General features: G+C 70.7%; 23 protein-coding genes and 1 pseudogene. 21 read left to right on the top strand and 3 right to left on the bottom strand.

Annotated elements, in window-relative coordinates; genetic code table 11:
- Positions 1–15: 15 nt before the first annotated feature.
- Positions 16–528, bottom strand: coding sequence for a SigE family RNA polymerase sigma factor (locus ACIPFH_RS09995; protein ID WP_356256623.1), 513 nt, complete (start codon positions 526–528; stop codon positions 16–18).
- Between the two features lie 121 nt (positions 529–649).
- Here ACIPFH_RS09995 and ACIPFH_RS09990 point away from each other — a divergent pair, with 121 nt between their 5' ends.
- Positions 650–1,018, top strand: coding sequence for a hypothetical protein (locus tag ACIPFH_RS09990; protein WP_401824740.1), 369 nt, complete (start codon positions 650–652; stop codon positions 1,016–1,018).
- A 184-nt stretch (positions 1,019–1,202) separates the two neighbouring features.
- Here ACIPFH_RS09990 and ACIPFH_RS09985 read toward each other — a convergent pair whose 3' ends face one another.
- Positions 1,203–2,900 (bottom strand): chitinase, encoded by a 1,698-nt coding sequence (locus tag ACIPFH_RS09985; protein WP_401824738.1) that lies wholly within the window; start codon positions 2,898–2,900, stop codon positions 1,203–1,205.
- Positions 2,901–3,150: 250 nt separating this feature from the next.
- Between ACIPFH_RS09985 and ACIPFH_RS09980 the strand changes: the two genes are divergently transcribed.
- The 14 genes and pseudogenes from ACIPFH_RS09980 to ACIPFH_RS09915 all read left to right on the top strand — a co-directional run bounded on the left by ACIPFH_RS09980 (position 3,151) and on the right by ACIPFH_RS09915 (position 14,915).
- Complete coding sequence (locus ACIPFH_RS09980) at positions 3,151–4,023, top strand: hypothetical protein (protein WP_401824736.1); 873 nt, start codon at positions 3,151–3,153, stop codon at positions 4,021–4,023.
- Positions 4,024–4,088: 65 nt separating this feature from the next.
- Entirely contained in the window at positions 4,089–4,796 is a 708-nt protein-coding gene (cpaB, locus tag ACIPFH_RS09975; RefSeq protein WP_356256635.1) for a Flp pilus assembly protein CpaB, read from the top strand.
- Positions 4,797–4,809: 13 nt separating this feature from the next.
- On the top strand, positions 4,810–6,066 hold the full coding sequence (locus ACIPFH_RS09970) for a CpaE family protein (protein ID WP_401824734.1): 1,257 nt from the start codon (positions 4,810–4,812) through the stop codon (positions 6,064–6,066).
- A gap of 5 nt (positions 6,067–6,071) precedes the next feature.
- Complete coding sequence (locus ACIPFH_RS09965; RefSeq protein WP_401824733.1) at positions 6,072–6,452, top strand: TadE/TadG family type IV pilus assembly protein; 381 nt, start codon at positions 6,072–6,074, stop codon at positions 6,450–6,452.
- Positions 6,453–6,567: 115 nt separating this feature from the next.
- On the top strand, positions 6,568–6,885 hold the full coding sequence (locus ACIPFH_RS09960) for a TadE/TadG family type IV pilus assembly protein (protein WP_356256644.1): 318 nt from the start codon (positions 6,568–6,570) through the stop codon (positions 6,883–6,885).
- A gap of 58 nt (positions 6,886–6,943) precedes the next feature.
- Positions 6,944–8,281: a CpaF family protein gene (locus tag ACIPFH_RS09955; RefSeq protein WP_401824731.1), complete on the top strand. Its 1,338-nt coding sequence runs from the start codon at positions 6,944–6,946 to the stop codon at positions 8,279–8,281.
- A 5-nt stretch (positions 8,282–8,286) separates the two neighbouring features.
- The gene (locus ACIPFH_RS09950; protein ID WP_401824729.1) at positions 8,287–9,231 is read left to right on the top strand and encodes a type II secretion system F family protein; all 945 of its coding nucleotides are present in this window, start codon (positions 8,287–8,289) and stop codon (positions 9,229–9,231) included.
- Positions 9,232–9,250: 19 nt separating this feature from the next.
- Positions 9,251–10,138: a DUF5936 domain-containing protein gene (locus tag ACIPFH_RS09945; RefSeq protein ID WP_356256652.1), complete on the top strand. Its 888-nt coding sequence runs from the start codon at positions 9,251–9,253 to the stop codon at positions 10,136–10,138.
- A gap of 18 nt (positions 10,139–10,156) precedes the next feature.
- Positions 10,157–11,788 (top strand): histidine kinase, encoded by a 1,632-nt coding sequence (locus tag ACIPFH_RS09940; protein ID WP_401825130.1) that lies wholly within the window; start codon positions 10,157–10,159, stop codon positions 11,786–11,788.
- A gap of 29 nt (positions 11,789–11,817) precedes the next feature.
- Positions 11,818–12,609 carry a response regulator gene (locus ACIPFH_RS09935; RefSeq protein WP_401824727.1) on the top strand — a complete coding sequence of 264 codons (792 nt, stop codon included), beginning with the start codon at positions 11,818–11,820 and terminating at the stop codon, positions 12,607–12,609.
- Positions 12,610–12,717: 108 nt separating this feature from the next.
- Positions 12,718–12,954 (top strand): Flp family type IVb pilin, encoded by a 237-nt coding sequence (locus tag ACIPFH_RS09930; RefSeq protein WP_401824726.1) that lies wholly within the window; start codon positions 12,718–12,720, stop codon positions 12,952–12,954.
- 59 nt (positions 12,955–13,013) lie between these two features.
- Positions 13,014–13,115: pseudogene (locus ACIPFH_RS09925) on the top strand (pilus assembly protein TadG-related protein); the annotation flags it as partial.
- 592 nt (positions 13,116–13,707) lie between these two features.
- On the top strand, positions 13,708–14,289 hold the full coding sequence (locus ACIPFH_RS09920) for a hypothetical protein (protein ID WP_401824724.1): 582 nt from the start codon (positions 13,708–13,710) through the stop codon (positions 14,287–14,289).
- A gap of 8 nt (positions 14,290–14,297) precedes the next feature.
- A complete protein-coding gene (locus tag ACIPFH_RS09915; protein WP_356256667.1) occupies positions 14,298–14,915 on the top strand; it encodes an OmpA family protein in 618 nt (205 codons plus the stop codon).
- A 52-nt stretch (positions 14,916–14,967) separates the two neighbouring features.
- On the opposite strand, the gene ACIPFH_RS09910 is transcribed toward ACIPFH_RS09915, so the two are convergent.
- A complete protein-coding gene (locus ACIPFH_RS09910) occupies positions 14,968–15,576 on the bottom strand; it encodes a dihydrofolate reductase family protein (protein WP_401824722.1) in 609 nt (202 codons plus the stop codon).
- 82 nt (positions 15,577–15,658) lie between these two features.
- Here ACIPFH_RS09910 and ACIPFH_RS09905 point away from each other — a divergent pair, with 82 nt between their 5' ends.
- The 6 genes from ACIPFH_RS09905 (at position 15,659) to ACIPFH_RS09880 (ending at position 22,064) form a co-directional block, all read left to right on the top strand.
- Complete coding sequence (locus tag ACIPFH_RS09905) at positions 15,659–16,048, top strand: DUF192 domain-containing protein (protein WP_401824720.1); 390 nt, start codon at positions 15,659–15,661, stop codon at positions 16,046–16,048.
- A 215-nt stretch (positions 16,049–16,263) separates the two neighbouring features.
- On the top strand, positions 16,264–17,058 hold the full coding sequence (locus tag ACIPFH_RS09900) for a class I SAM-dependent methyltransferase (protein WP_401824719.1): 795 nt from the start codon (positions 16,264–16,266) through the stop codon (positions 17,056–17,058).
- A 693-nt stretch (positions 17,059–17,751) separates the two neighbouring features.
- Positions 17,752–18,525 carry an isoprenyl transferase gene (locus ACIPFH_RS09895; RefSeq protein WP_401824717.1) on the top strand — a complete coding sequence of 258 codons (774 nt, stop codon included), beginning with the start codon at positions 17,752–17,754 and terminating at the stop codon, positions 18,523–18,525.
- Positions 18,526–18,861: 336 nt separating this feature from the next.
- A complete protein-coding gene (locus ACIPFH_RS09890) occupies positions 18,862–20,187 on the top strand; it encodes a PhoH family protein (protein ID WP_028806556.1) in 1,326 nt (441 codons plus the stop codon).
- 421 nt (positions 20,188–20,608) lie between these two features.
- Positions 20,609–21,283, top strand: a complete 675-nt coding sequence (locus ACIPFH_RS09885) for a transglycosylase SLT domain-containing protein (RefSeq protein WP_356256206.1) — start codon at positions 20,609–20,611, stop codon at positions 21,281–21,283.
- 58 nt (positions 21,284–21,341) lie between these two features.
- The gene (locus ACIPFH_RS09880) at positions 21,342–22,064 is read left to right on the top strand and encodes a transglycosylase SLT domain-containing protein (RefSeq protein WP_401824715.1); all 723 of its coding nucleotides are present in this window, start codon (positions 21,342–21,344) and stop codon (positions 22,062–22,064) included.
- Positions 22,065–22,087 lie beyond the last annotated feature (23 nt).

The following is a 22,087-nucleotide window of genomic DNA, read 5'->3' as shown; positions in this document are numbered from 1 at the left end:
GCGGGGCCGGGCGGTTCAGGGGCGGGCGTATGTGCCGATGTCTTCGCCCAGCAGGTCCCGCAGGCGTCCGAGGGCCCGTGAGCACCGCGTCCGCACGGCCGACGAGCTGGCGTTCAGCGCGTCGGCGGTCTCCTCGATCGAGCGGTCCTCCCAGTACCGCAGGACCACGACCGCCCGGTCCTTGGCGGGCAGCCGCCCGAGGGCCTGCATCAGCGTCAGCCGGAGCGGTGTGTCGGTGCCTCTGCCGTCGGCCACGTCCGGGAAGGTCTCCACCGCCCGCTCGCTGCTGCTGCGCCGTCTCTGGTGGGCGAGGAAGGTGCGGGTCAGGACGGTCTGCGCGTACCCGGCCGGGTTGTCGACCCGGGACACCCGCGCCCAGCGGACGTACAGCCTGCCGAGGGTCTCCTGAACCAGATCCTCGGCGAGGTGGGTGTCGCCGGCGGTGAGCAGACACGCCGAGCGGTACAGATGCCCGGCACGCGCCGCCGCGAACTCGGCGTACTCGTCCGCACGGGCCGTCTGCCTCATGGATGTTCCCCCTGCGTCGGTTGCCTTGCTGTCCTCACCTCACTAATGCGGTGGGGCGCGGGAAATGTTTCAGGGAAGCCCGGAAGTGGGCGCACAGGGAACGCGGAGGTACGTTTCCGCTGTGACAGACCAGCCGCCGCCGTACCCTCCGCCGGGCTTCGGCCCGCCCCCGCCGCAGTACGCCCCGCAGCCGAGCCCGCCGCCGTCCGGGCCGGAGTTCCTCGCGGTCGACAAGCACAACTCGGTCGTCGTCGACGCGTCGGGCGTGGCCTTCGAGATGTACGACATCACGGTCGACTTCCCCTGGCCCGAGATCCGCAGCGTCCACTACCGGACGAGCCCCAACGGCAAGGCGCTCATGGTCGCCGTCGTCCACGTGGACAGCAGGGTCTACGAGTGCGTGGTGACGGCGAAGCCGAGGGAACGGATGCGGGGCTGGTTCGCCCAGCTGGCATGGGTGCTCGGGTACTACCGGCCGACGGGCCACTGACCGACGGGCCACTGGGCGGCGGGCATGGGCGGCGGAGCACTGAACGACGGGCCACTGGAGGGCGGGGCACTGGGGGACGGGGTACTGAGGACGGCGGAACGCGCCGAAGGGCGCCGCTCACGGTCGTCCCGTGAGGCGGCGCCCTCCGTCACCCGTCACCGGCTGCGCGGGATCCCGCGCAGCCCTACGGCAGTCCGTGCACGTGCGGCCCCACGGATGCCGACCACGCGTTGCCCGCCGCCGCGTCCCAGTTCGTCGACCAGGTCATCGCGCCCCGCAGGTCGGGGTAGGTCTTCGAGGGTTTGAAGGAACCGCAGTTCGTGCCCTTGGCCAGGCAGTCCAGGGCGTTGTTGACCACGGTCGGCGACACGTAGCCGCTGCCCGCGCCGCTCGTGGAGGCCGGCAGGCCCAGGCCCACCTGGGACGGGGAGAGGCCGCCCTGCAACTGGATGCAGGCCAGCGCCGTCAGGAAGTCCACCGAGCCCTGCGAGTAGACCTTGCCGTCACAGCCGAGCATCGAACCGCTGTTGTAGTACTGCATGTTGACGACGGTGAGGATGTCCTTCACGTTCAGCGCCGTCTGGAAGTACCCGTTCGACGTCGACTGCATGTCGATCGTCTGCGGGGCCATCGTCAGGATCAGCCCCGACCCCGCCTTCGACGAGAGCGACCGCAGCGCCTGCGACATGTAGGTCGCGTTCAGGCCGTTCTCCAGGTCGATGTCGACGCCGTCGAAGCCGTACGTCTGCATCAGGGTGTACACCGAGTTCGCGAAGTTCGTCGCGGACGTCGGGTCGCTCACCGACACGGTGCCGTTCTGGCCGCCCACCGAGACGATGACCTTCTTGCCGGCCGCCTGCTTCGCCCTGATGTCCGCCTTGAACTGGTCCACGGTGTAGCCGCCCAGGCCGGCCGAGTCCAGGTTGAAGGTCACGGCGCCCGGCGTCGTCGTCGCGTCCGCGAAGGCCACGGCGATGATGTCGTACTGGGAGGAGACTCCGGAGATCCGCTGGACGGTCGCGCCGTTGTTGAAGTTCTGCCAGTAGCCGGTCACGGCGTGCCTGGGCAGTGTTCCGCCCCCGGTGTTGCCCGTCGAGGTCGTCGCGCTCACCGCCGTCGACTTCGCCGACTCGCCCGCCGCGTTGGTCGCGGTGACCTGGAAGCTGTAGGACGTCGAGGCCGCCAGGCCGGTCACGGTCGCCGAAGTCCCCGTCACCGCCGTCACCTTCGTGCCGCCGCGGTAGACGGAGTACCCCGTCGCGCCGGACACCGCGTTCCAGGACAGGGACACGGACGACGACGTCGTACCGGAGACGGCGAGGCCGCCCGGCGCGCCCGGAACCGTCGGGGCCGGGTCGCCGCCTCCGCCGCCGTCGGGGCCGTACACCGACACGTCGTCCGCGTAGTACGCCGCCTGGCCGTACCAGCCGTGCGTGTACGCCGTCACCGAGGTGGTCGACGCGCCCGTGGTGAAGGTGGTCGACAGCTGCTTCCATGCCGACGAGTCCGGCGTCCAGGTCGAGACGTCCGTCGTGCCCGTGCCGGTCACGCCCAGGTACGTGTAGCCGCCCTGGACCCAGGCGCTCAGCGTGTACGTCGAGTTGGGCTTCACGGCCACGGTCTGGGAGCACCGGGCGTTGTCCTGTCCGGCCGGTGTCGCCTTCAGCGAGGCGGCGCCGGTGTGCGCCGGGGACGAGACCGTCGTGCCGCTGCCCGCCGAACAGGTCCAGTTGGCGATGCCGGACTCGAAGCCGGCGTTCTTGGCGTTGTTCAGGTCCGCGGCGGACGCCTGAGCCGCGCCCGTCATGGACAGGGCGAGGGCGGCGGCCATGACGCCCGCGGCTCCCGACCAGAGTCGTGTCGTTCGTTTGAGTGGGGACATGACAGTAAGTTGGTCCAGACCAATTCTGTTGTCAAGAGGTCCAGCTGTGCAGGGGCGGTGGAGGCGGGCATGCCTAACCTGCCCCGATTTGCCGTGACTTGCGCGAAGAAGAGTTGCTTGCCAGTCACGGAAAGCTGTTCTCCGGCCACAGGGGCGTGGATACAGTGCTGAGGTAGTCACGCAATGAAGTCACCCCGGTGCACCGGAGTAACGCCGGTGGGCCGGGACCGCGGGAATCGGGGAGCTGCGCGTGCCAACAGCCATTGCCGTGACCGGAACCGACCTGGCGCTGCCGCCGCAGGACGAGCGCACGCTGCCCGCCGCCGTTCTCGCCGGCCTCGACCAGCAGCCGCTGGAGCGCGCCCTCGCCGCCGTCCAGGCCCTCGTCGACCAGTACGGACACGTGATCGTCCTCTACTCGCGGGCCGCGCCCGCCGCAGTGGAGCAGCGACTGCACACCATCCGCTCCCTCCTCGAGAGCGACCGCATCGCGCTCTTCCGCCCCGACCTTCCGCCGCTCGCGGTGGCCGTCCTCGCCCGCCAGCTGCGCCAGCTGGCCTCCTGCGACCTCGGCCCCGGCGTCCTCGCCTCCGCGGGCCGGCTGCTCACCCACTACCTCCACGCGGGCGCGCTCCTCGGCTCGGTCGCCCGCCTCGACCGGGTGCCCGTGGTCGGCCTGAAGTCGCATGCCAGGTCATGGGTCCCGGGCAGTCAGTTCGGCGTGCTCGCTCACCCGCAGCCGGAACTGGTCAAGGCCACCCCGGAAACGGCCCTGCCCGGACCGGAGTTCGGCACCTGGCTGCTCGTCGCCCGTGGGCAGTTCCAGTCCGACTGGGTCACCGACGTCCTCGCCCCCGCCTGGAAGGTGCAGGGACTGCGCGAGACGCGACTGCCCGCCGAGTCCGCCGACTGGTGGGGCACCGGCAAGGCGATCGAGTTCTGCGCCTACCTGCCCGACCTGTCCGTCCTGTACCAGCTGGTCACGTCCGTGCGGCAGAGCGTCTGCCACTGGTGCGGCATCGACGTCATCGGCGACCGCTGCGTCTTCTGCTCCGCGACCCCGCCGCCCGCCGCCGACCTCACCGCCCGCCCCGCCGCCCGCGCGCTCACCGCGGGCGGCTGAAGCAGCTCGACCCGCACGCCTGTTCCCGTCCGCTCGACCCGACCCCCAACGAGGTTGTAGGGCCAATGAACTCCCGTCAGCGCCGCGGCGTGATTCTCCTGCTCCTGTCGGTGGTGTGCGCCCTCGGCGCGTTCGCCGGCGTCCTGTCCGTCATCAACGACGTGAAGTCCAAGGTCGGCCCCGAGGTCACCGCGTACGAGCTGCGTTCCGACGTCGCGCCCTACACCACCCTGAGCGCGGGCCAGTTCAGGAAGATCGAGATGCCGGAGCGCTGGCTGTCGGAGAACGCCGTCACCGACCTGGCCGCCATCCGCGGCAAGATCGCCGTGACGACGCTGAAGAAGGGCTCCCTGCTCCAGAGCGACATGATCGTCGAGCAGCCCGCGCTCCAGCCGGGCCAGCAGGAGGTCGCCATCATGATCGACGCGGCCACCGGCGTGGCCGGCAAGATCACCCCGGGTTCGTCCGTCAACGTCTACGCCACCTTCGAGGGCGCCCGCGCCAGCGATCCCGACCAGTCGAAGATCATCGTCACCAACGCCCGGGTCCTCGACGTCGGCGAACTGACCGCCCTGGAGCCGGACGAGAAGGACCGCAGCCAGTCGCCCACCGACGCGGTCCCCATCACCTTCGCGCTGTCCACCCTCGACGCCCAGCGCATCACGTACGCCGAGTCCTTCGCCAAGCGCGTCCGCCTCGCCCTCGTCGCACCCGGCGGCGACACCACGGTCCCCGACCAGGACCGTACCTACGAACTCGTCACGGACAAGTGAGAGGCCGCCGCCCATGCCCACGAGGATCCTCCCGGCCGTCGGCGACGCGGACGCGGTCCGTTCCCTCACCACCCTGCTCAGCCAGCTGCCGGACGCCGAGCCGGTCGCCCCGGTGTCCGACTCCACACAGCTCGTGGACACCCTCGCCCGGCTCGCGGCCGAGTCGGTCGACGAACTGCCCGAGGTCGTCGTCGTCCACGAACGCATCGGCCCCGTACCGGCACTGGAACTGGTCCGCGAGGTCGCCCTGCGCTTCCCCGCCGTCGGCGTCGTCCTCGTCACCACCGACGCGGGCCCCGGCCTCTTCGCCGCCGCCATGGACGCCGGCGCCCGCGGCCTGGTCACCCTCCCGCTGAGCTACGAGGATCTGGCGAACCGCGTCCAGGCCGTCGCCCAGTGGTCGGTCGGCGTACGACGCCATCTCGGCCACGGCGCCGAGGTGTTCACCGGCGTCGGCGGCACCGTCGTCACGGTCAGTGGCGCGAAGGGAGGCGTGGGAGCCACCCTCACGGCCGTCCAGCTCGCGCTGGCCGCCCAGGCGTCCGGCCGCACCACCGCCCTCGTCGACCTCGACCTCCAGTCCGGCGACGTCGCCTCCTACCTGGACGTCCAGTTCCGCCGCTCGGTCGTCGACCTGGCCGCCATCACCGACATCTCGCCCCGCATCCTCGCCGAGGCCGTCTTCCGCCACGACTCGGGAGTGGCCCTCCTCCTCGCCCCCGGCGAGGGCGAACGCGGCGAGGAGGTCACCGACCGCGCCGCCCGCCAGATCATCGGCGTCCTGCGCTCCCGCTACGAGGTCGTCGTCGTCGACTGCGGCGCCCAGCTGAGCGGCGCGGGCGCGGCCGTCGTCGAACTGGCCGAGCGGGCGTTGCTCGTCACCACCCCCGACGTCGTCGCCGTCCGCGCCGCCAAACGCACCGTGCGCATGTGGGACCGGCTCCAGATCCGCAAGGCCGAGGAGACGACCGTCGTCGTCAACCGCCACACCCGCGGTACGGAGATCCAGCCGCCGCTCATCCAGAAGATCACCGGCACGGCGATCGCCGCGACCACGGTCCCCGCCAACTTCCGGGAACTCCAGGCCGCGGTGGACGCCGGCCGCGTCCACGCCCTCGACGCGAAGGGCGCCGTCCGGCAGGCCCTGTGGGCGCTCGCGGGGGAGCTGGGGCTGGTCAAGGCACCGGAGACCGCCCTCGTGCGCAGGGCCGGCGGACGGGCCCGCGGCGGGGACCGGGGCGCGGCCGGGTTCCGGCGGCGGAGGGAGTGAACGGGATGCGGCGACATCGGGCGGGCGACCGGGGCCAGGTCACCATCGAGTTCCTCGGCATGACACCACTGATCATCGTGACCTTGGTGGTGGTGTGGCAGTTCGTCCTCGTGGGGTACACGTTCACGCTCGCGGGGAATGCTGCCGACGAGGCGGTGCGGGCCGGTACGGCGGCGCACCGGGGGGAGCGGCAGGCAGTGTGCGAACAGGCGGGGCTGGACAAGCTGTCGGACGCGTGGCGGTCCGGGGCCACGGTGAGCTGCTCGTCCTCGGGGTACGTGACGGCGGACGTCTCCCTCAAGGTCCCGGTCCTCTTCCCCGGCACCATCAACTTCCCGTTAACCGTGCACGGTCACGCGGGCGCGGTCGAGGAAGAGGACGACTGAGATGTCCTGTCGAAGGCGCGGGAGCGAGAGCAGGGGCAGGTGCCCCGGCAGGGACAGGGCCGGGCGCGGGGCCGGACGCGGGGGTGGGCGCCGGGGTGGCGGCGACCGGGGCCAGGTGGCCCTGGAGTACCTCGGGTTCCTTCCGCTCCTCCTCCTCGTGGCCCTGGCCGCCGTACAGCTCGGTCTGATCGCGTACGCGGCGCAGCAGGCGGGGACGGCGGCGCGCGCCGGAGCGCGCAGCGCGTCGCTCCGCGAGGACTTCGCCGGGGACTGCGCGCAGGCCGCCAGCAGCTGGCTGAACGCGAGCTGCTCGTCGGCGTACCTCGGCGACGAGGTGCGGGTCACCTCCACCGTCACCATCCCCTCCGTGATCCCCGGCATCGGGGACTTCGGCGAGGCGCACAAGACGGCCACGATGCCCGTCGACCACTGAAGTCCACGCGCTCCGGACAGTCCACACAGTCCACGCAGTCCACGAGGAGGCACCGGAGATGAGCCTGCGGGCACGCATCACCTCGCCCGAGGAGAACGGCGGCCGGGGCGAGGACGGCCACCTGGTCTCCTCCTACCGCGCCAAGCTGCTGGAGGAGATCGACCTCGCCGAGATGAGTTCGCTGGCGGCGGCCGAGCGCCGGGCGCGGCTTGAGCGGGTGCTGGGGCACATCATCAGCCGCGAGGGCCCCGTCCTGTCGACGACGGAACGCTCACAGCTGATCCGCCGGGTCGTCGACGAGGCACTCGGCCTGGGCATCCTGGAGCCCCTCCTCGAAGACGCCTCGATCACCGAGATCATGGTGAACGGCCCCGACGCGATCTTCGTCGAGAGGAGCGGCAGGGTGGAACAACTCCCCATCCGCTTCGCGTCGAACGACCAGCTGATGCAGACGATCGAACGCATCGTCTCCACCGTCAACCGCCGGGTCGACGAGACCAACCCGATGGTCGACGCGCGGCTGCCGTCGGGTGAACGGGTCAACGTCATCATCCCGCCCCTGTCGCTGACCGGCCCCACCCTCACCATCCGCCGCTTCCCGCGTTCCTTCACCCTCCACGAACTGATCGGCTTCGGCTCGCTGGACGAGCAGATGCTGTACCTGCTGGCGGGCCTGGTGCAGGCCAAGTTCAACGTGATCGTCTCGGGCGCGACCGGCACCGGCAAGACGACCTTGCTGAACGCGCTCTCCGGCCTGATCCCGGACGGCGAACGCATCATCACCATCGAGGACTCGGCGGAACTGCAGCTCCAGCAGTCGCACGTGATCCGCCTGGAGTCACGGCCCCCGAACGTCGAGGGCAACGGCCGCATCACCATCCGCGACCTGGTCCGCAACTCCCTGCGGATGCGCCCGGACCGGATCGTGGTCGGCGAGGTCCGCGGCGGCGAGTCGCTCGACATGCTCCAGGCGATGTCGACGGGCCACGACGGCTCCCTGGCCACCGTCCACGCCAACAGCGCGGAGGACGCCCTGATGCGCCTCCAGACCCTCGCCTCGATGTCGGACGTCGAGATCCCCTTCGTCGCGCTGCACGACCAGATCAACAGCGCGGTGGACGTCGTCGTCCAGCTCACCCGTTTCGCCGACGGCGCCCGCCGCATCACCGAGATAGCCCTCCTCGACAGCCACGGCGGAGAGCCGTACCGGCTGGCGACGATCGCCCGCTTCAACGCCCGGCCGATGTCCGCCGACGGCCGGGTCCACGGCGCCTTCGAGTACTTCCCCCTCCCACGCCGCACCGCGGACCGCCTGTACATGGCGAGCCAGCCGATCCCGCAGGCGTTCGGGGTCGCCCACGCGGCACACGAACTGACGACAAGGGAAGCCCGGTAACGCTGATGGACCTCGACACCCTGATCGCCCTCACCACCGGTGGGACCCTGCTGACCTGCGCGCTGGCCGTCGCGGGCCTGCACGCCTACGGGCAGGGCCGGGCCCGGCGGGCGGAGCTGGTGGAACGCCTCTCCTACACCGGCGGGCTGTCCGGCACCGGCCGCCGGCGCCGGTTCCGCGGCCTGGACCGCCGACTGCGCCGCACGGAGCCGGGCCGCAGGCTGGAACGCAAACTGGCGGCGACCGGACTCGACGTGACGCCGGGTGAGTTCTTCGTCTCCATGCTGGCGACGGTGACCGGCCTGTGGCTGATCGGCCAGGCCACCCTGGCCCCCTTCTTCGGGCCGATCGCCGGCCTCCTGGGCGTCTGGGCGGCCTGGCAGTTCCTCAACTGGCAACGCCAGAAACGCATCGAGAAGTTCATCAACCAACTCCCCGAACTGGCCCGCATCCTGGCCAACGCCACCCACGCGGGCCTGGCGCTGCGCACCGCGATCGGCATGGCGGCGGAGGAGCTGGAGGCCCCGGCGGGCGAGGAACTGGCCAAGGTGGCCAACCAGTTGGCGGTGGGCCACTCCATGGACGACGCCCTGGGTGAACTCGCCGACCGGCTTCCCTCCCGCGAACTGGTCGTCCTCGTCACCACCCTGGTCCTCTCCAACCGCGCGGGCGGCCAGGTCGTCGGGGCCCTGCGGAACCTGACCGAGACCCTGGAGGAACGCAAGGAGACCCGGCGCGAGGTGCGGACCCAGTTGTCGCAGGTGCACATGACGTCCTACGCGGTGCCGGCGCTCGGGGTCGGGGCGTTGTTCCTCATGAACAGCGTCGAGGACGGAACGCTGGACCGCATGACCGGATCGGCCGTCGGCCAGGCCTGCGTGATCATCGCGTTCGGCCTCTACGCGGTCGGCTTCGTCCTCATCCGCCGCATGTCCCGTATCGACGTCTGAGCAGGAGGTGGCGTAGGGGATGGAACTTCTGCTCGCACTCGCCGTGGGCCTCAGCGTCTGGGGCATGTTCGCCGGCATCCGCATGTACCGGGCCGACGTGAAGCTGCCCACCGACCTCGCGCTGGCCCTGGAGGTCGGCTCGACCCGCACCGGCGCCGTGGGCTCGCTCGTCGACCGCATGGGCATGCGGTACGCGCCCGCCGTCCTGCGTCTGATGGGCCCCAAGCAGGTCACCCGGTACCGGCGCAGGATCGACCTCGCGGGCAACCCGGGCGGCCTCACGATCGACCGCTACGCCGCCCGGCGCGCGGTCTACGGCGCGATCGGCGCCCTCGGCGCGTTCGCCGCGCTGCTCCAGGGCAGCTTCTTCATCGCGGTGCTGATGCTCGCCTTCGGCGTGTTCTGGTCCGAGGTCGGCATCTGGTCCGCGATCAGGGTCCGCAAGGACGCCATCGAACGGACCCTGCCGGACTTCCTCGACGTACTCGCCGTGGTCGTGAGCGCGGGCCTCGGCTTCCGGCAGGCCCTCGACCGGGTGGCGTCCAGGTACGAGGGCCCGTGGGCGGACGAGATCCGCATCACGCTGCGCCAGATGGACCTCGGCGTGAGCCGCCGCGAGGCCTTCCAGGAACTGCGCCGTCGCAATGACTCCGAGCAGGTCGCCATGTTCGTCACGGCGCTCCAACAGGGCGAGGAACTCGGCGCGCCGATCGTCGACACACTCGTCTCGATCGCCAAGGACATGCGCCGGACGGACGCGCAGAACGCCCGCCGCAAGGCGGCCCGAGCGGTCCCCAAGGCCACGCTGATGATCACGACGTTCATGGTCCCGGCGACGATGCTCCTCCTCGGCGCCGGGATGCTGCTCGGCTCCGGCACGGACTTCAGCTCGATCACGGGCGAGTAGGCGGACGACATGACAGCCATGACGACGGCGACGACACGGACACGCGGCGGAGTACTGAGGCGCGGCCGCCCGAACCCGGCGGAGACCAAGACCCCGGCGGAGACCAAGGCCCCGGCGGAGACCAAGGCCCCGGCGAGCGGCGGCCCGGTGGGCACCGACTCGGTGACCACGGGGGCGATGGCCACGGCCTCGGTGAGCACGGCGGCGACGGCTACCGGCTCGGTGGCCACCGGGGCGGTGAGCGGCGGGTCGGTGACCAACGGCTCGGCGGCCACCGGGCCGGTGAGCGGCGGACCGGCGGCCAACGGCTCGGCGGCCACCGGACCGGTGAGTGGCGGGTCGGTGAGCGGCGGGCCCGCGGCCACCGGGGCGGTGAGCGTCCCGGTGGGTGACGCTGCCGCCGGGGTGCCGATACAGGAGGACGTGTCACTCCAGGTCAACGCCCTGCAGGCGATGTGCCGCCAGGTCTTCGGCTTCCGGCTGGCGATGATCGCGCTCGCCGCCCCCGCTGCGCTCCTGAACGCCGCCCCGGGCCTGGGCACCCGCCTGGTCGGCGCGGCCGTGGTCGTCACCTTCATGGGCTCGTACGTTCTCTTCCGCGACTGGGAACGCTTCGGCCCCCTCCTTCTGCGCCACCCCTCCCTGCTGGCCGTGGACACCCTGTTCGGCACCCTGCTGCTGATCTCGGCGGGGCCGGACACCACGCTCGCCTACGTCAGTGTCTGCACCCCGCTGCTGGCCGGCATCGTCTACGGCTGGCGGGGCGCCGCCTGCTTCGCGTCACTCCAGTCCCTGATCCTGCTGCTCGTCCACGCGACCCTTGTGCGGGAGTTCGGCGTGAGCCCCGCCGAGAGGCTGCTGCTGCCGGGCCTGTGCGTCATCACCGGCGCGATGGGCTCGTCGCTGCGCCACCTCATGCTCCGCTTCGGCGCGGCCACCCAGGCGCTGACCGCCGTCAAGGCCCGCCTGGCCGGCACCGAGGCGGTCGCCGCCGAACGCGCCCGACTGGCCCGCGAGATGCACGACTCGGTGGCCAAGACGCTGCACGGGGTGGCCCTCGCGGCGGACGCCCTGGCCCATTCGGCGGGCTCGCCGGGCATGGACCCGGTCATCGTGCGGCAACACGCCGAACTGGTCGCCCGGGCCGCGCGCCGCGCCGCCGCCGAGTCCCGCGAACTCCTCACCGACCTCCGCGAGGTGCCGGACCCGGCGCAGGTCGTCGACATCCTGCCGGAACTGGCCGCCCGCACCGACGTGTTCGGGGACCGGACGGGCCTGCCGGTCAGCTACCACGCCTCCGGTGACCGCGCCACGCTCCCCGTCCCGCCCGCGGTGGCCCGTCAGCTCCTCACGATCACCTCGGAGGCCATGGAGAACGCCCACCGCCACGCGGCCCCGACCCACGTGGAGGTACGAGCGGCCGTGAACGGAGAACTCCTCACCCTGAGCGTCCGCGACGACGGCCGTGGCCTCCCGCCCGACGCCACCCTCGAACAGCTGCGCCGGACCGGCCACTTCGGCCTGGTCGGCATGGTCGAGCGGGCCGCCTCCGTCGGCGCCCGCATCCGCATCGGCCACGGCCACGACTCCCGGGGCACCGAGGTGCGCCTGGAACTCCCCCTGACCGCGCTCGCTCCACCGACCCCGTGACCCGCCCCACCCAGAGAGGAGGTCGCCTGATGCCGGACCGACCGTTCCCCCGCCCCGGCGTCGAGCAGCCGCTCTTCCCGCCACCACCTCGCCCTACTCCCGTGCGCGTGGTCGTGGCCGACGACAACCCGGTGGTCCGCGCGGGCCTGACCGCCCTGCTCTCCGGCCGGGAGGACATCACGGTCGTCGCGGAGGCGGCGGACGGCCGCGAGGCCTACGAGGCGACGCTCCGGCACCGCCCCGACGTCGTCCTCCTGGACGTCCGGATGCCCGGCGTGGACGGCCTCTCGGCGCTGCCCCACCTGGCCGGGATCGCCCGGGTCGTGATGCTGACGTACAGCCACGAGGCCGAGATCGTCCAGGCGGCCCTGCGCGGCGGCGCCGGGGGCTACCTGGTCCACGGGGAGTTCACCGTGGAGGAGCTGGTGTCGGCGGTGCGGGACGTCACCCGGGGCCGGGCCCACTTCACCCCGACGGCGGCGACAGCCGTACTGGCGCACCTGCGAAGCGATGCGACTGCACACGCCGAAGCGGACTCATCTCCCCTATTTTACGCGAGTTCCCCGGAAGCACTTTCGCAGTTGCAACCAACCGTGAGACAGTCGTCACCGGTATCCAGGGCGAGGTTCGGACTCAGCGCGAGGGAGGCGGAGATCATGGACCTCATCGCGTCGGGCATGAACAACCAGCAGATCGCCGCCACCTGCTTCATCAGCGAGAAGACGGTCAAGAACCACATCAACCGCATCTTCGCCAAGCTGCACAGCAGCAGCCGCTCCGAGGCCGCGGCCAAGTGGCTGGGCACGGCGGTGACCTCATGAGACTCCGACGGACTCCCCCCTGGGCCCGGGATTGGGCCCACGGGCCCTTCTCCGAGGCGGCCGCACGGTCATACGGTGCCGGTCACGCCACCAACGGAGAGGAACGCCATGAGCGACCTGCTGCTGAAGACCGCCGTCGCGGCCAAGGTCCGGGTGAGCGGCTGGACGAACACGACGGCGCGGGCCGTACGACGCCGCGCCGACAACGACAGGGGACAGACCGCCGTCGAGTACCTGGGCATCATCGCGGTGGTGGTGGCGATCGTGGTCCTCATCGCCAACACGAACCTGGGTCAGACGATCGTGGACAAACTCAGGGCCCAGATCACCAAGGTGGCACCCTGACACAACTCCGCAAGCGGACGTACGGCGACGCAGGGCAGGTCTTCCCCATCTACATCACGGTGGTGGCGGGCCTGCTCTTTCTGGCGTTCGCGTACTTCGCGGTGGGCCAGGCAGCGGTGAACCGGAACGGCGCCCAGACCGCGGCGGACGCGGCAGCGCTGGCGGCCGCTCAGGAGACCAGGGACGGCCTCGCCGATCTGTGGGAGGCGGACGTCCGGGACCCGACGAAGTGGCAGGGCATCTTCGAAGGGAACGGCGGGGACGACGCATGCTGGCGGGCGGACCAGCTGGCGGCGCTGAACGATGCGGGCGACGTTCACTGCGTACCGAAAGGCCTTTTGAGTTACGAGGTCACAGTCCAGGCGAACAAGTCTGCGGGTGACTCCGTGATTCCTGTGACGAGCACCACGAAGGCACACGCCTCGGCCACCGCGGTGATCGAGCCCCTGTGCACGTTCGACCCGCCGTCCGACCCGCCGTCCGACCCGCCGTCCGACCCGCCGTCCGACCCGCCGTCCGACCGGCCGTCCGACCCGCCGTCCGACCCGCCGTCCGAGCCGCCGGTCGAGCCGTCGGGTGAACCGCCGGGCGAGGATGCCGAGGACGACGTGCTGCCGACGCTCACCTGCAACGGTGAGGACTGGGAGCTGGACCCGGCCGATCTCACCGATCTGCCCGGACCCGAGGATCTCTTCGACGTCCACCTGGCCACCGACTGATGTGCGATCGACGAGTGCAGAAAGAAGCGGAGTGATGAGCATGCGGTTCACTGCGAAAGCCCGCAGGGGGATGGTCGCGCTCGCGGTGGTGACCGGGCTGGCAGTCGGCTCGACCGCCTGCGGCGGCGGGGGCGACGATGACAAGAAGCCGCAGAGTTCGTCGTCCGCCTCGCAGACCGGTGGATCGCAGCCGAACCCGCAGGAGGGGGAGTCGGCTGATCCGATCGCCGAGCTGAAGGGTCCGAGCGGGCTACTGCTCCAGATCACGTCCGCCGTGCGCGATTCAGGCGGTTTCGTCACTGTCAACGGCGCCCTGAAGAACGACAGCGGGGCCGAAGCGGTGATCCCGTCCGCCCTGAGCGGCAACGAAACCGAGATCATCAACAACGGACTGTCCCTGGGCGGCGCCACCCTCGTCGACTCCAAGAGCAAGAAGCGCTACTACGTCCTCCGCGACACCGAAGGCCGCCCCCTCACGACCACCGGCTTCTCGACCCTCAAGGCCGGCGAATCCATCGACGTCTTCCTCCAGTTCCCCGCGCCTCCCGCAAGCTCGACGGACGTCTCCTTCCAACTCCCGCTGTTCCCCAGCGGGGTCATCAAGATCTCCGGGTGAGGCCGATCATGACCCCACGTCTCGCTCTGGCGGTGGCCGTGGCCACCCTCGTGATCATCGGCACGGCCCCTGCCGCCGAAGCCGACACCACCCCCAGCGTCCCGCCCGGCACCGAACCCACCGCCACGGCGCCCGTGGAGGTCGACCCCAACGACCCCGACCTCAAGCTCCCCGAGGGCGGCACCCTCGCCGAGCCCAAGGTGCTCGACATCAAGCAGGTCGTCGAGGACGAGTCGGGTGACGAACGCCGGGAGGACACCAACGCGGACGTGACGTTCGCGCTCCAGGCCGAGGTCCTCTTCGGCAAGGACAGCGCGAAGCTCGGCACCGAGGCGAAGGCCCGTATCGCCACGATCGCCGGGGAGATCAAGAAGCAGAACAACACCACCGTGGTCCGGGTCTTCGGCTTCACGGACAACCTGGGCTCCTCCGCTCACGGCGACGTCCTGTCGAAGCAGCGGGCGGACGCCGTCCAGGCGGAACTCGCCGGCGATCTGAACGACCCGAACATCACCTTCGAGGTCCGCGGCTACGGGGAGCAGTACCCCATCTCCGACAACTCCACCGAAGCCGGCCGCAAGAAGAACCGCCGGGTGGAGGTCACGTTCCCCCGCACGACGAGCTGAGCGGCAGAGACCGACTCACTCGCCGATGGCGAGGTCAGCCGGGATGTCCGGCTCATTCGTGCCTGCCGGCCCCTTCCGTACCGGCCGTCACTTCTTCGCCGGGCGCCCGTCGGTAGTGCAGCAGTACGACCCCGTTGCCGAAGGTGTGGGTCTCGATCAGCTCGAGGAGGGTCGTGGCGTCGGTCTGGGGGAAGAGGGGTGTGCCGCGGCCGATGAGGGCCGGGTGGACGTAGAGGCGGATCTCGTCGACGAGGTCGTGGCGGAGGAAGGCCGCGGCGAGATTGGCCCCGCTGAGGCTCAGGTCGCCGCCCGGCTGCCGCTTGAGCGCGTCGACCTCCTCGGGGACGACCTCGCGGACGATCGTCGTGTTCCAGTCGGCGTGCCGCAGGGTCCGGGAGTACACGTACTTCGGGATGTCCCGCCAGATGCCGGCGAACTCGGCCATGACCGCGGGGGTCTCCGGGTCGGCGTCGGCCGTGGGCCAGAACCCGGCCATGAGCTCGTGGGTGACCCGGCCGGACAGCAGGCCGCCCAGTCCACGGACGAGGTCGTTGAAATGCTGGTGGAGTTCGTCGTCGACGCGATGCCAGGAGATGTCGTGATCGGGGCCCTCGATGTACCCGTCCAGGGACACCGACACGATCAGGACGATCTTGCGCATCACGCACCTCGCAGATTCGGCGTGCGGGCGGACTCACCGGACGTGGGGAAGGGTAGGCCGTGAGGGACGCGAAGGGTGGGACATGAGGCGGTGGCGCGACGGGCGGGGTCGGTTGACGGTGCACGGGGACGGCGGGGCGATCGCGACCGTCCCGCTGGAGGTGGCCACCTCCTACCGGGCCCGCACCAAGGGGCTGCTGGGCCGGGACTCCCTCGACGGCGCGCTGTTGCTGTCCCCCGCCTCCGGTATCCACACCTTCCGTATGCGGATCCCCATCGACGTCGCCTACCTGTCCCGCGACCTCACCGTCCTCGCCGTCCGCACGATGCGCCCCGGCCGCCTGGGCCGACCGCGACTGCGCGCCCGGCACGTCCTGGAGGCGGAGGCGGGGGCCATGGCGGGGTGGGGGGTGCGGGCGGGCACGCGGGTCACGGTCGAGGCGGGTCGAACCGACGCGGTGGCATCAGGGTGAGCGGGCGGCGGTCGACGACGTGCGGTTGAGGGAGGTCGTCGCCGGTTCGCGGCCGCGGACCGGACCGCCCCGGACGGGAGGGTCGTCCTGACCGAAGGCGTCCCAGCCGCACCGTGGCGCAGGCCGCGTACGACCTTCGTACGACGCGTCGGTGACTGTCCGTCCCGCGGGAAAAGCACCGGCGCCCGCCCCCCTGCCTCTGCGACGATCGCCTCATGAAGGACGACGACCACGACCGGCGCCCCACCTTCGAAGAACTCCTCGCCGAAGGCGCAGCCGTTCCCACCGAAGGGTGGGACTTCTCCTGGTTCGAGGGGCGGGCCACCGAGGCAAGGACCTCCTGGGGGTACGCGATGTCGCTGGCCGGGCGGCTGGCGGGCGCGAACGCCGCGCTCGACGTGCAGACCGGGGGCGGCGAGGTCCTGGACTTCGCGCTCGGCCGGGTGGCTCCCAAGGCCCCCGTCCTCACTGTCGCCACGGAGGGCTGGCCGGCGAACGTCGCCAAGGCCACCGAGCTGCTGCGCCCGAGCGGCATCGCGGTCGTCGCGTCCCCGGAGGACGCCCCGCTGCCCTTCGCGGACGCCACCTTCGACCTGGTCGCCAGCAGGCATCCGGTGCGACCCCTGTGGGGCGAGATCGCCCGCGTGCTCCAGCCCGGCGGGACCTATTTCGCCCAGCACGTGGGCCCGCGCAGCGTCTTCGAGCTCGTCGAGTACTTCCTCGGGCCGCAGCCGGAGGAGGTGAGCAGCTCCCGGCATCCCGAGTGTGAGCGGGCCGGGGCGGAGGCGGCGGGGCTGGAGATCGTCGGCCTGCGGACGGAACGGCTCCGCGTCGAGTTCCACGACATCGCCGCGGTGGTCCACTTCCTGCGCAAGGTGGTGTGGATGGTCCCGGGCTTCACCGTGGAGGCCTACCGGCCCCGACTCCGCGCTTTGCACGATCAGATCGAGGCAGACGGCCCCTTCGTCGCGCACAGCACCCGACACCTCTTCGAGGCCCGCCGCCCGTAGCGCGGCCACCGCGCACACGCCGAGCCCGGTAGTGCCGAACGCGGTCGTGCCGAGCCGGGTCGTGCGGAGCCGGGTCGTGCGGAGCCCGGTCGTGCCGAGTGCGGCCTCGCCGAGCCCGGTCGTGCCGACGTTTCGGCGCGCCGTGGACGGTCCGTCAGCGAATTGGCCGGGAACCGCTCACGGCCTCCCCGCACCCGACCCCCGCCTCCCGGAGTCCCGGCATCGGGGGGCCACGATGCGCTACCCGCGTCAAGCGGACGTTCGTCGGCGAGTAGCCCGTCGGAGGGATGGAGGGACAAGTGGCCGACCGTGGCTCAAGCCGCTCCAAAACCTCTACTTCCCACGGCAATCGGGCCCATTCTCCTAAGAATCCGCTGTGTTCCGGCCATGAACACCCACGAACAACGCCTTCCTTGGCCACCGGCGCGTCGCCGGGCGACTTCGGAGAGTAGTTGTGGCGCGCCGATGCACGCAGCATCACTTACGAAGGGTTATGGTGGAAACCCCCCCTCGGGCCGGTCCGTCTCCCCCCCACGGACCGGCCCGTTTTTTTTGTCCCCGGTCCGGTCGCCGCGCTCGTCGGTACGGTCCCGGGACGGGGGCCCCGCCTCCCACCCCAGTCAACGCTCCGGGCCCCGCAGGGGTAGGCTGCGCCCCGCGGGGACCGCACCGTACGGAGGGGCTGACAATCACGTGAACCTGCGCGACAAGCTGCGCGGCCTTCTGGTCAGGCTGTACGCACGCCGGGTGGAAGGTCACCTGGACCACGCTCAGGTGCCGAAGCACATCGGCGTCATCATGGACGGCAACCGACGCTGGGCGAAGGCCTCGGGTTCCACCACCGAGCACGGCCACCGCGCCGGCGCGGAGAAGATCGAGGAGTTCCTCGGCTGGTGCACGGAGACGGACGTCGAGGTCGTCACCCTCTGGCTGCTGTCGACGGACAACCTCGACCGCCCCGATGACGAACTCGTCCCGCTCCTCGGCATCATCGAGGACGTCGTGCGCACCCTCGCCGCCGACGGCCGCTGGCGTGTCCATCACGTCGGCACCCCCGACATCCTCCCCTCCCATGTGCAGACCGCGTTGAAGGTGGCCGAGGAGTCCACGGCGCACGTCGACGGGATACTGGTCAACGTCGCCATCGGGTACGGGGGTCGCCAGGAGATCGCCGACGCCGTGCGTTCGATGATCGTGGACGCGGCGGACCGGGGCACCTCGATGGAGGACCTCGCGGACTCCGTCAGCGTCGACCTGATCGGCCGCCACCTCTACACCGGCGCCCAGCCCGACCCCGACCTGGTGATCCGCACCAGCGGCGAGCAGCGGTTGTCCGGATTCATGCTGTGGCAGACGGCCCATGCGGAGTACTACTTCTGCGAGGTCTTCTGGCCGGCCTTCCGCAAGGTGGACTTCCTGCGTGCCCTACGGGACTACGCCGCGCGCCACCGCCGTTACGGCGGCTGAGGCACAGGCCGGCGGACGCTCTTCGAGGGCGTCCCGTGTACCCCGTTCGGGGCGGATGTAACAAGGAGTTCACCGGCACGCCGTCATATGCCGTGGCATGGCGGCGCATGTTCGAGGGCATAAGCCAAGCAGGTCGACGCCCGAACCACGGGTGTCGGATCTCAGCGGACGGCACGGGGCCGTCCGCCCGGGAGGCCCTTTGCACCAGCCCGACCGTGCGGTCACGGCACGGAAGAAGCAGCGGGGGGCCGGTTCTCGGCCCGTGCGAAGCGGCCGACGACCGGTCCAGCTCCACTCCGTCGCTCCCCGACCTCATCCGAGGGGGTACGTCCTTCCGTGGTGACCAGCACAAAGCGCCGTATGCCAGACCGGCGCACCTATGTTCTCGACACCAGCGTCCTGCTGGCCGACCCGAACGCCCTGACCCGCTTCGACGAGCACGAGGTGGTGCTCCCCATCGTCGTGGTCACGGAACTGGAGGCCAAGCGGCACCATCCGGAACTCGGCTACTTCGCCCGGCAGGCACTGCGCCTGCTGGACGACTACCGGGTGAAGTTCGGTCGCCTCGACGCCCCCATCCCGATCGGGGAACTCGGCGGCACCGTCCGTGTCGAGCTCAACCACTCGGACCCCAGCGTGCTGCCTTCCGGCTACCGCCTGGGTGACAACGACTCCCGCATCCTCGCGGTCGCCCGCAATCTCCAGGCCGAGGGTTTCGACGTCACGGTCGTGTCGAAGGACCTCCCGCTCAGGATCAAGGCGTCCTCGGTCGGCCTCCTCGCGGAGGAGTACCGCGCCGAACTCGCCATCACGGGCTCCTCCGGCTGGACCGGAATGTCCGAACTGACCCTGTCCGGTGAGCAGGTGGACATCCTCTTCGAGGAGGGGCACATCCACGTGCCCGAGGTCGCCGACCTTCCCGTGCACACCGGTCTGACCATCCAGTCGGAGCGGGGCAAGGCCCTGGGCCGGGTCACCGCCGACGGAAACGTCCGTCTGGTGCGCGGCGACCGGGAGGCGTTCGGGATCAAGGGCCGCAGCGCGGAGCAGCGCATCGCGCTCGATCTGCTGCTCGACCCGGACGTGGGAATCCTGTCGATGGGCGGCCGGGCCGGCACCGGCAAGTCCGCGCTCGCGCTCTGCGCGGGTCTGGAGGCGGTCCTGGAGCGCCGCCAGCACCAGAAGGTGATGGTCTTCCGGCCGCTGTACGCGGTGGGCGGACAGGAACTGGGCTATCTGCCCGGGTCCGAGGCCGACAAGATGGGTCCCTGGGCGCAGGCGGTCTTCGACACGCTGTCCGCGGTCACCAGCCGCGAGGTCATCGAAGAGGTCACCGCGCGCGGGATGCTGGAGGTCCTGCCCCTGACCCACATCCGGGGCCGCTCCCTTCACGACGCCTTCGTGATCGTCGACGAGGCACAATCCCTCGAGCGGAATGTGCTTCTCACCGTTCTGTCCCGAATCGGCGCGAATTCCCGGGTGGTTCTGACCCACGATGTCGCGCAGCGGGACAATCTCCGGGTCGGGCGTTACGACGGTGTGGTCGCCGTCGTCGAGAAACTGAAGGGGCATCCGCTCTTCGCACACGTCACGCTGAACCGGTCCGAGAGGTCCCAGATCGCGGCGCTTGTGACCGAAATGCTGGAGGATGGGCAGATCTGAATGACCCGCCCCAATTGACGGGGGCCAAGCGGTAGTTGGCGCCGTCCGACAAAGGCTGTGAGCCTAGTCGGGCGGCGCCGGCGTTTGTGGGGGTTTCGCGAAATCCCAGGGGTCCCCACAGGTGTGAGCTTTCACACGCAACTCGGAATTGCCTTGCGCAGTCTGGTTACGGCAAAGTCTCAGTCCTGTCAGGCCCCGCATGCGACACATCTGTGCCCCCAGCAGTACGGCACCGCTTGAGCATCACCTTCAACTCCATACCGACCGTCGCATGCCGCCCGTGCATCACGTGGCTCTCCCTCACCGGGAGTCGCCCACCGGGCCCGTGTCTCCTGTGACCCCGCAGTGCGGAGACCAGCGTCAGGGGCACGATTGCGTCCGCCAGGGTCACCGAAGCGGGCGATGCTGGAAGGAAAACCGTGTGAGCCGGATCTCGGTCCGGGGATTCGCAGTGGCCTCGGCCACGGCGGTCACCGCTGTCGGAAGCGTCGTCGGCGTTGCCTCGGGCAGTGTCGCGCAGCCCAACGACGCAGAAGCGACGGCAAGCGACGCGACGCTCCTCGCCGACATACCCGTGGGCCAGCAGGCCCAGGTGCAGACGGCGTCCCTCACGCAGCAGGCCAACGTACAGGCCATCGCCGCGGACGAGGGCGCGAAGAAGGATGCCGAGGCAGCGGCCCGAAAGGCCGCCGCCAAGTCCGCGATCGCGAAGAAGGAGGCCGCCGAGAAGGCTGCCAAGGACCGCGCGGAGGCCAAGGCCAAGGCCAGCCGTAGCGCGGGCGACTTCCCGATCCAGGGCTCCTACTCCATCGCGCAGATCCAGGCGATGGCGGCGCAGATGGTGCCCAGCGGCCAGTTCCAGTGCTTCAGCAACATCGTGGACCACGAGTCCAGCTGGAACTACCACGCCGTGAACGCCTCGTCGGGTGCCTATGGACTCTTCCAGGCCCTGCCCGCCGGCAAGTACGCGTCCGCCGGCTCCGACTGGCAGTCCAATCCGGCCACCCAGATCAAGTGGGGCCTGAACTACATGGACAGCCGGTACGGCAGCCCCTGTGAGGCGTGGTCCTTCTGGCAGGCCAACCACTGGTACTGAGCCCGTGCGGCCCTGGTCGCCCAGTACTCCACCCGTCGGCACGACAGAAGGAAACCGCGTGAGCCGGATATCGGCCCGGGGATTCGCCGTGGCCTCGGCCACGGCGGTCACCACTGTGGGCGCTGTCATGGGAGTCGCCCAGGGCAGCGTGGCCCAGCCGGGCGACGACGCCGAGGCGACGGCGGGCGATTCGACCCTCCTCTCGGACTTACCCGTAGGCCAGCAGGCCCAGGTACAGACGGCCTCGCTGACGCACCAGGCCGACGTCCAGGCCATCGCCGCCGACACCACCGCCAGGAAGACGGCGGAGGAATCCGCCCGTAAGCAGGCGGCCAAGGACGCGGTGGCCAAGCAGCAGGCCGCCGTGGACAAGGCGAAAGCCGTCCAGGCCGCCAAGGACAAGAAGGACAAGGCGGCCGCGGCGACCAAGGCGAGCACCGACCTCGCCGCGACCTCGTCGGCCGGCGACTTCCCGCAGCAGGCGTCGTACACCGTCGCCGAGGTCCAGGCGATCGCACGCGGGATGGTGCCCAGCGGTCAGTTCCAGTGCTTCAGCAACATCGTGGACCACGAGTCCACCTGGAACTACCGGGCGGTCAACCCCTCGTCCGGCGCCTACGGTCTCGTCCAGGCCTACCCCGGCTCGAAGATGTCGTCCGCCGGCGCCGACTGGCGGACCAACCCGGCCACCCAGATCAAGTGGGGCCTGAACTACATGAACGACCGCTACGGCAGTCCCTGTGACGCCTGGAACTTCTGGCTGGCCAACGGCTCTTACTGAGCCGGAGCCGCCACGGCCGCTCA

Origin of the sequence: Streptomyces sp. NPDC088157, from assembly GCF_044741545.1 — a bacterium.
In the GTDB taxonomy this organism is placed as follows: Bacteria; Actinomycetota; Actinomycetes; order Streptomycetales; family Streptomycetaceae; genus Streptomyces.
Note: the sequence above shows the minus strand (reverse complement) of the source record. Positions and strands in the feature narration are given on the sequence as shown.

What these genes read in the sequence shown, in the direction of transcription:
- ACIPFH_RS09965 (WP_401824733.1), top strand. Translation starts at nt 6,072, where the DNA reads ATGCGGCGACATCGGGCGGGCGACCGGGGCCAGGTCACCATCGAGTTC.
- ACIPFH_RS09955 (WP_401824731.1), top strand. Translation starts at nt 6,944, where the DNA reads ATGAGCCTGCGGGCACGCATCACCTCGCCCGAGGAGAACGGCGGCCGG.
- ACIPFH_RS09930 (WP_401824726.1), top strand. Translation starts at nt 12,718, where the DNA reads ATGAGCGACCTGCTGCTGAAGACCGCCGTCGCGGCCAAGGTCCGGGTG.
- ACIPFH_RS09915 (WP_356256667.1), top strand. Translation starts at nt 14,298, where the DNA reads ATGACCCCACGTCTCGCTCTGGCGGTGGCCGTGGCCACCCTCGTGATC.
- ACIPFH_RS09935 (WP_401824727.1), top strand. Translation starts at nt 11,818, where the DNA reads ATGCCGGACCGACCGTTCCCCCGCCCCGGCGTCGAGCAGCCGCTCTTC.
- ACIPFH_RS09950 (WP_401824729.1), top strand. Translation starts at nt 8,287, where the DNA reads ATGGACCTCGACACCCTGATCGCCCTCACCACCGGTGGGACCCTGCTG.
- ACIPFH_RS09970 (WP_401824734.1), top strand. Translation starts at nt 4,810, where the DNA reads ATGCCCACGAGGATCCTCCCGGCCGTCGGCGACGCGGACGCGGTCCGT.
- ACIPFH_RS09920 (WP_401824724.1), top strand. Translation starts at nt 13,708, where the DNA reads ATGAGCATGCGGTTCACTGCGAAAGCCCGCAGGGGGATGGTCGCGCTC.
- ACIPFH_RS09900 (WP_401824719.1), top strand. Translation starts at nt 16,264, where the DNA reads ATGAAGGACGACGACCACGACCGGCGCCCCACCTTCGAAGAACTCCTC.
- ACIPFH_RS09910 (WP_401824722.1), bottom strand. Translation starts at nt 15,576, where the DNA reads ATGCGCAAGATCGTCCTGATCGTGTCGGTGTCCCTGGACGGGTACATC.
- ACIPFH_RS09905 (WP_401824720.1), top strand. Translation starts at nt 15,659, where the DNA reads ATGAGGCGGTGGCGCGACGGGCGGGGTCGGTTGACGGTGCACGGGGAC.
- ACIPFH_RS09945 (WP_356256652.1), top strand. Translation starts at nt 9,251, where the DNA reads ATGGAACTTCTGCTCGCACTCGCCGTGGGCCTCAGCGTCTGGGGCATG.
- ACIPFH_RS09995 (WP_356256623.1), bottom strand. Translation starts at nt 528, where the DNA reads ATGAGGCAGACGGCCCGTGCGGACGAGTACGCCGAGTTCGCGGCGGCG.
- cpaB (WP_356256635.1), top strand. Translation starts at nt 4,089, where the DNA reads ATGAACTCCCGTCAGCGCCGCGGCGTGATTCTCCTGCTCCTGTCGGTG.
- ACIPFH_RS09985 (WP_401824738.1), bottom strand. Translation starts at nt 2,900, where the DNA reads ATGTCCCCACTCAAACGAACGACACGACTCTGGTCGGGAGCCGCGGGC.
- ACIPFH_RS09940 (WP_401825130.1), top strand. Translation starts at nt 10,157, where the DNA reads ATGACGACGGCGACGACACGGACACGCGGCGGAGTACTGAGGCGCGGC.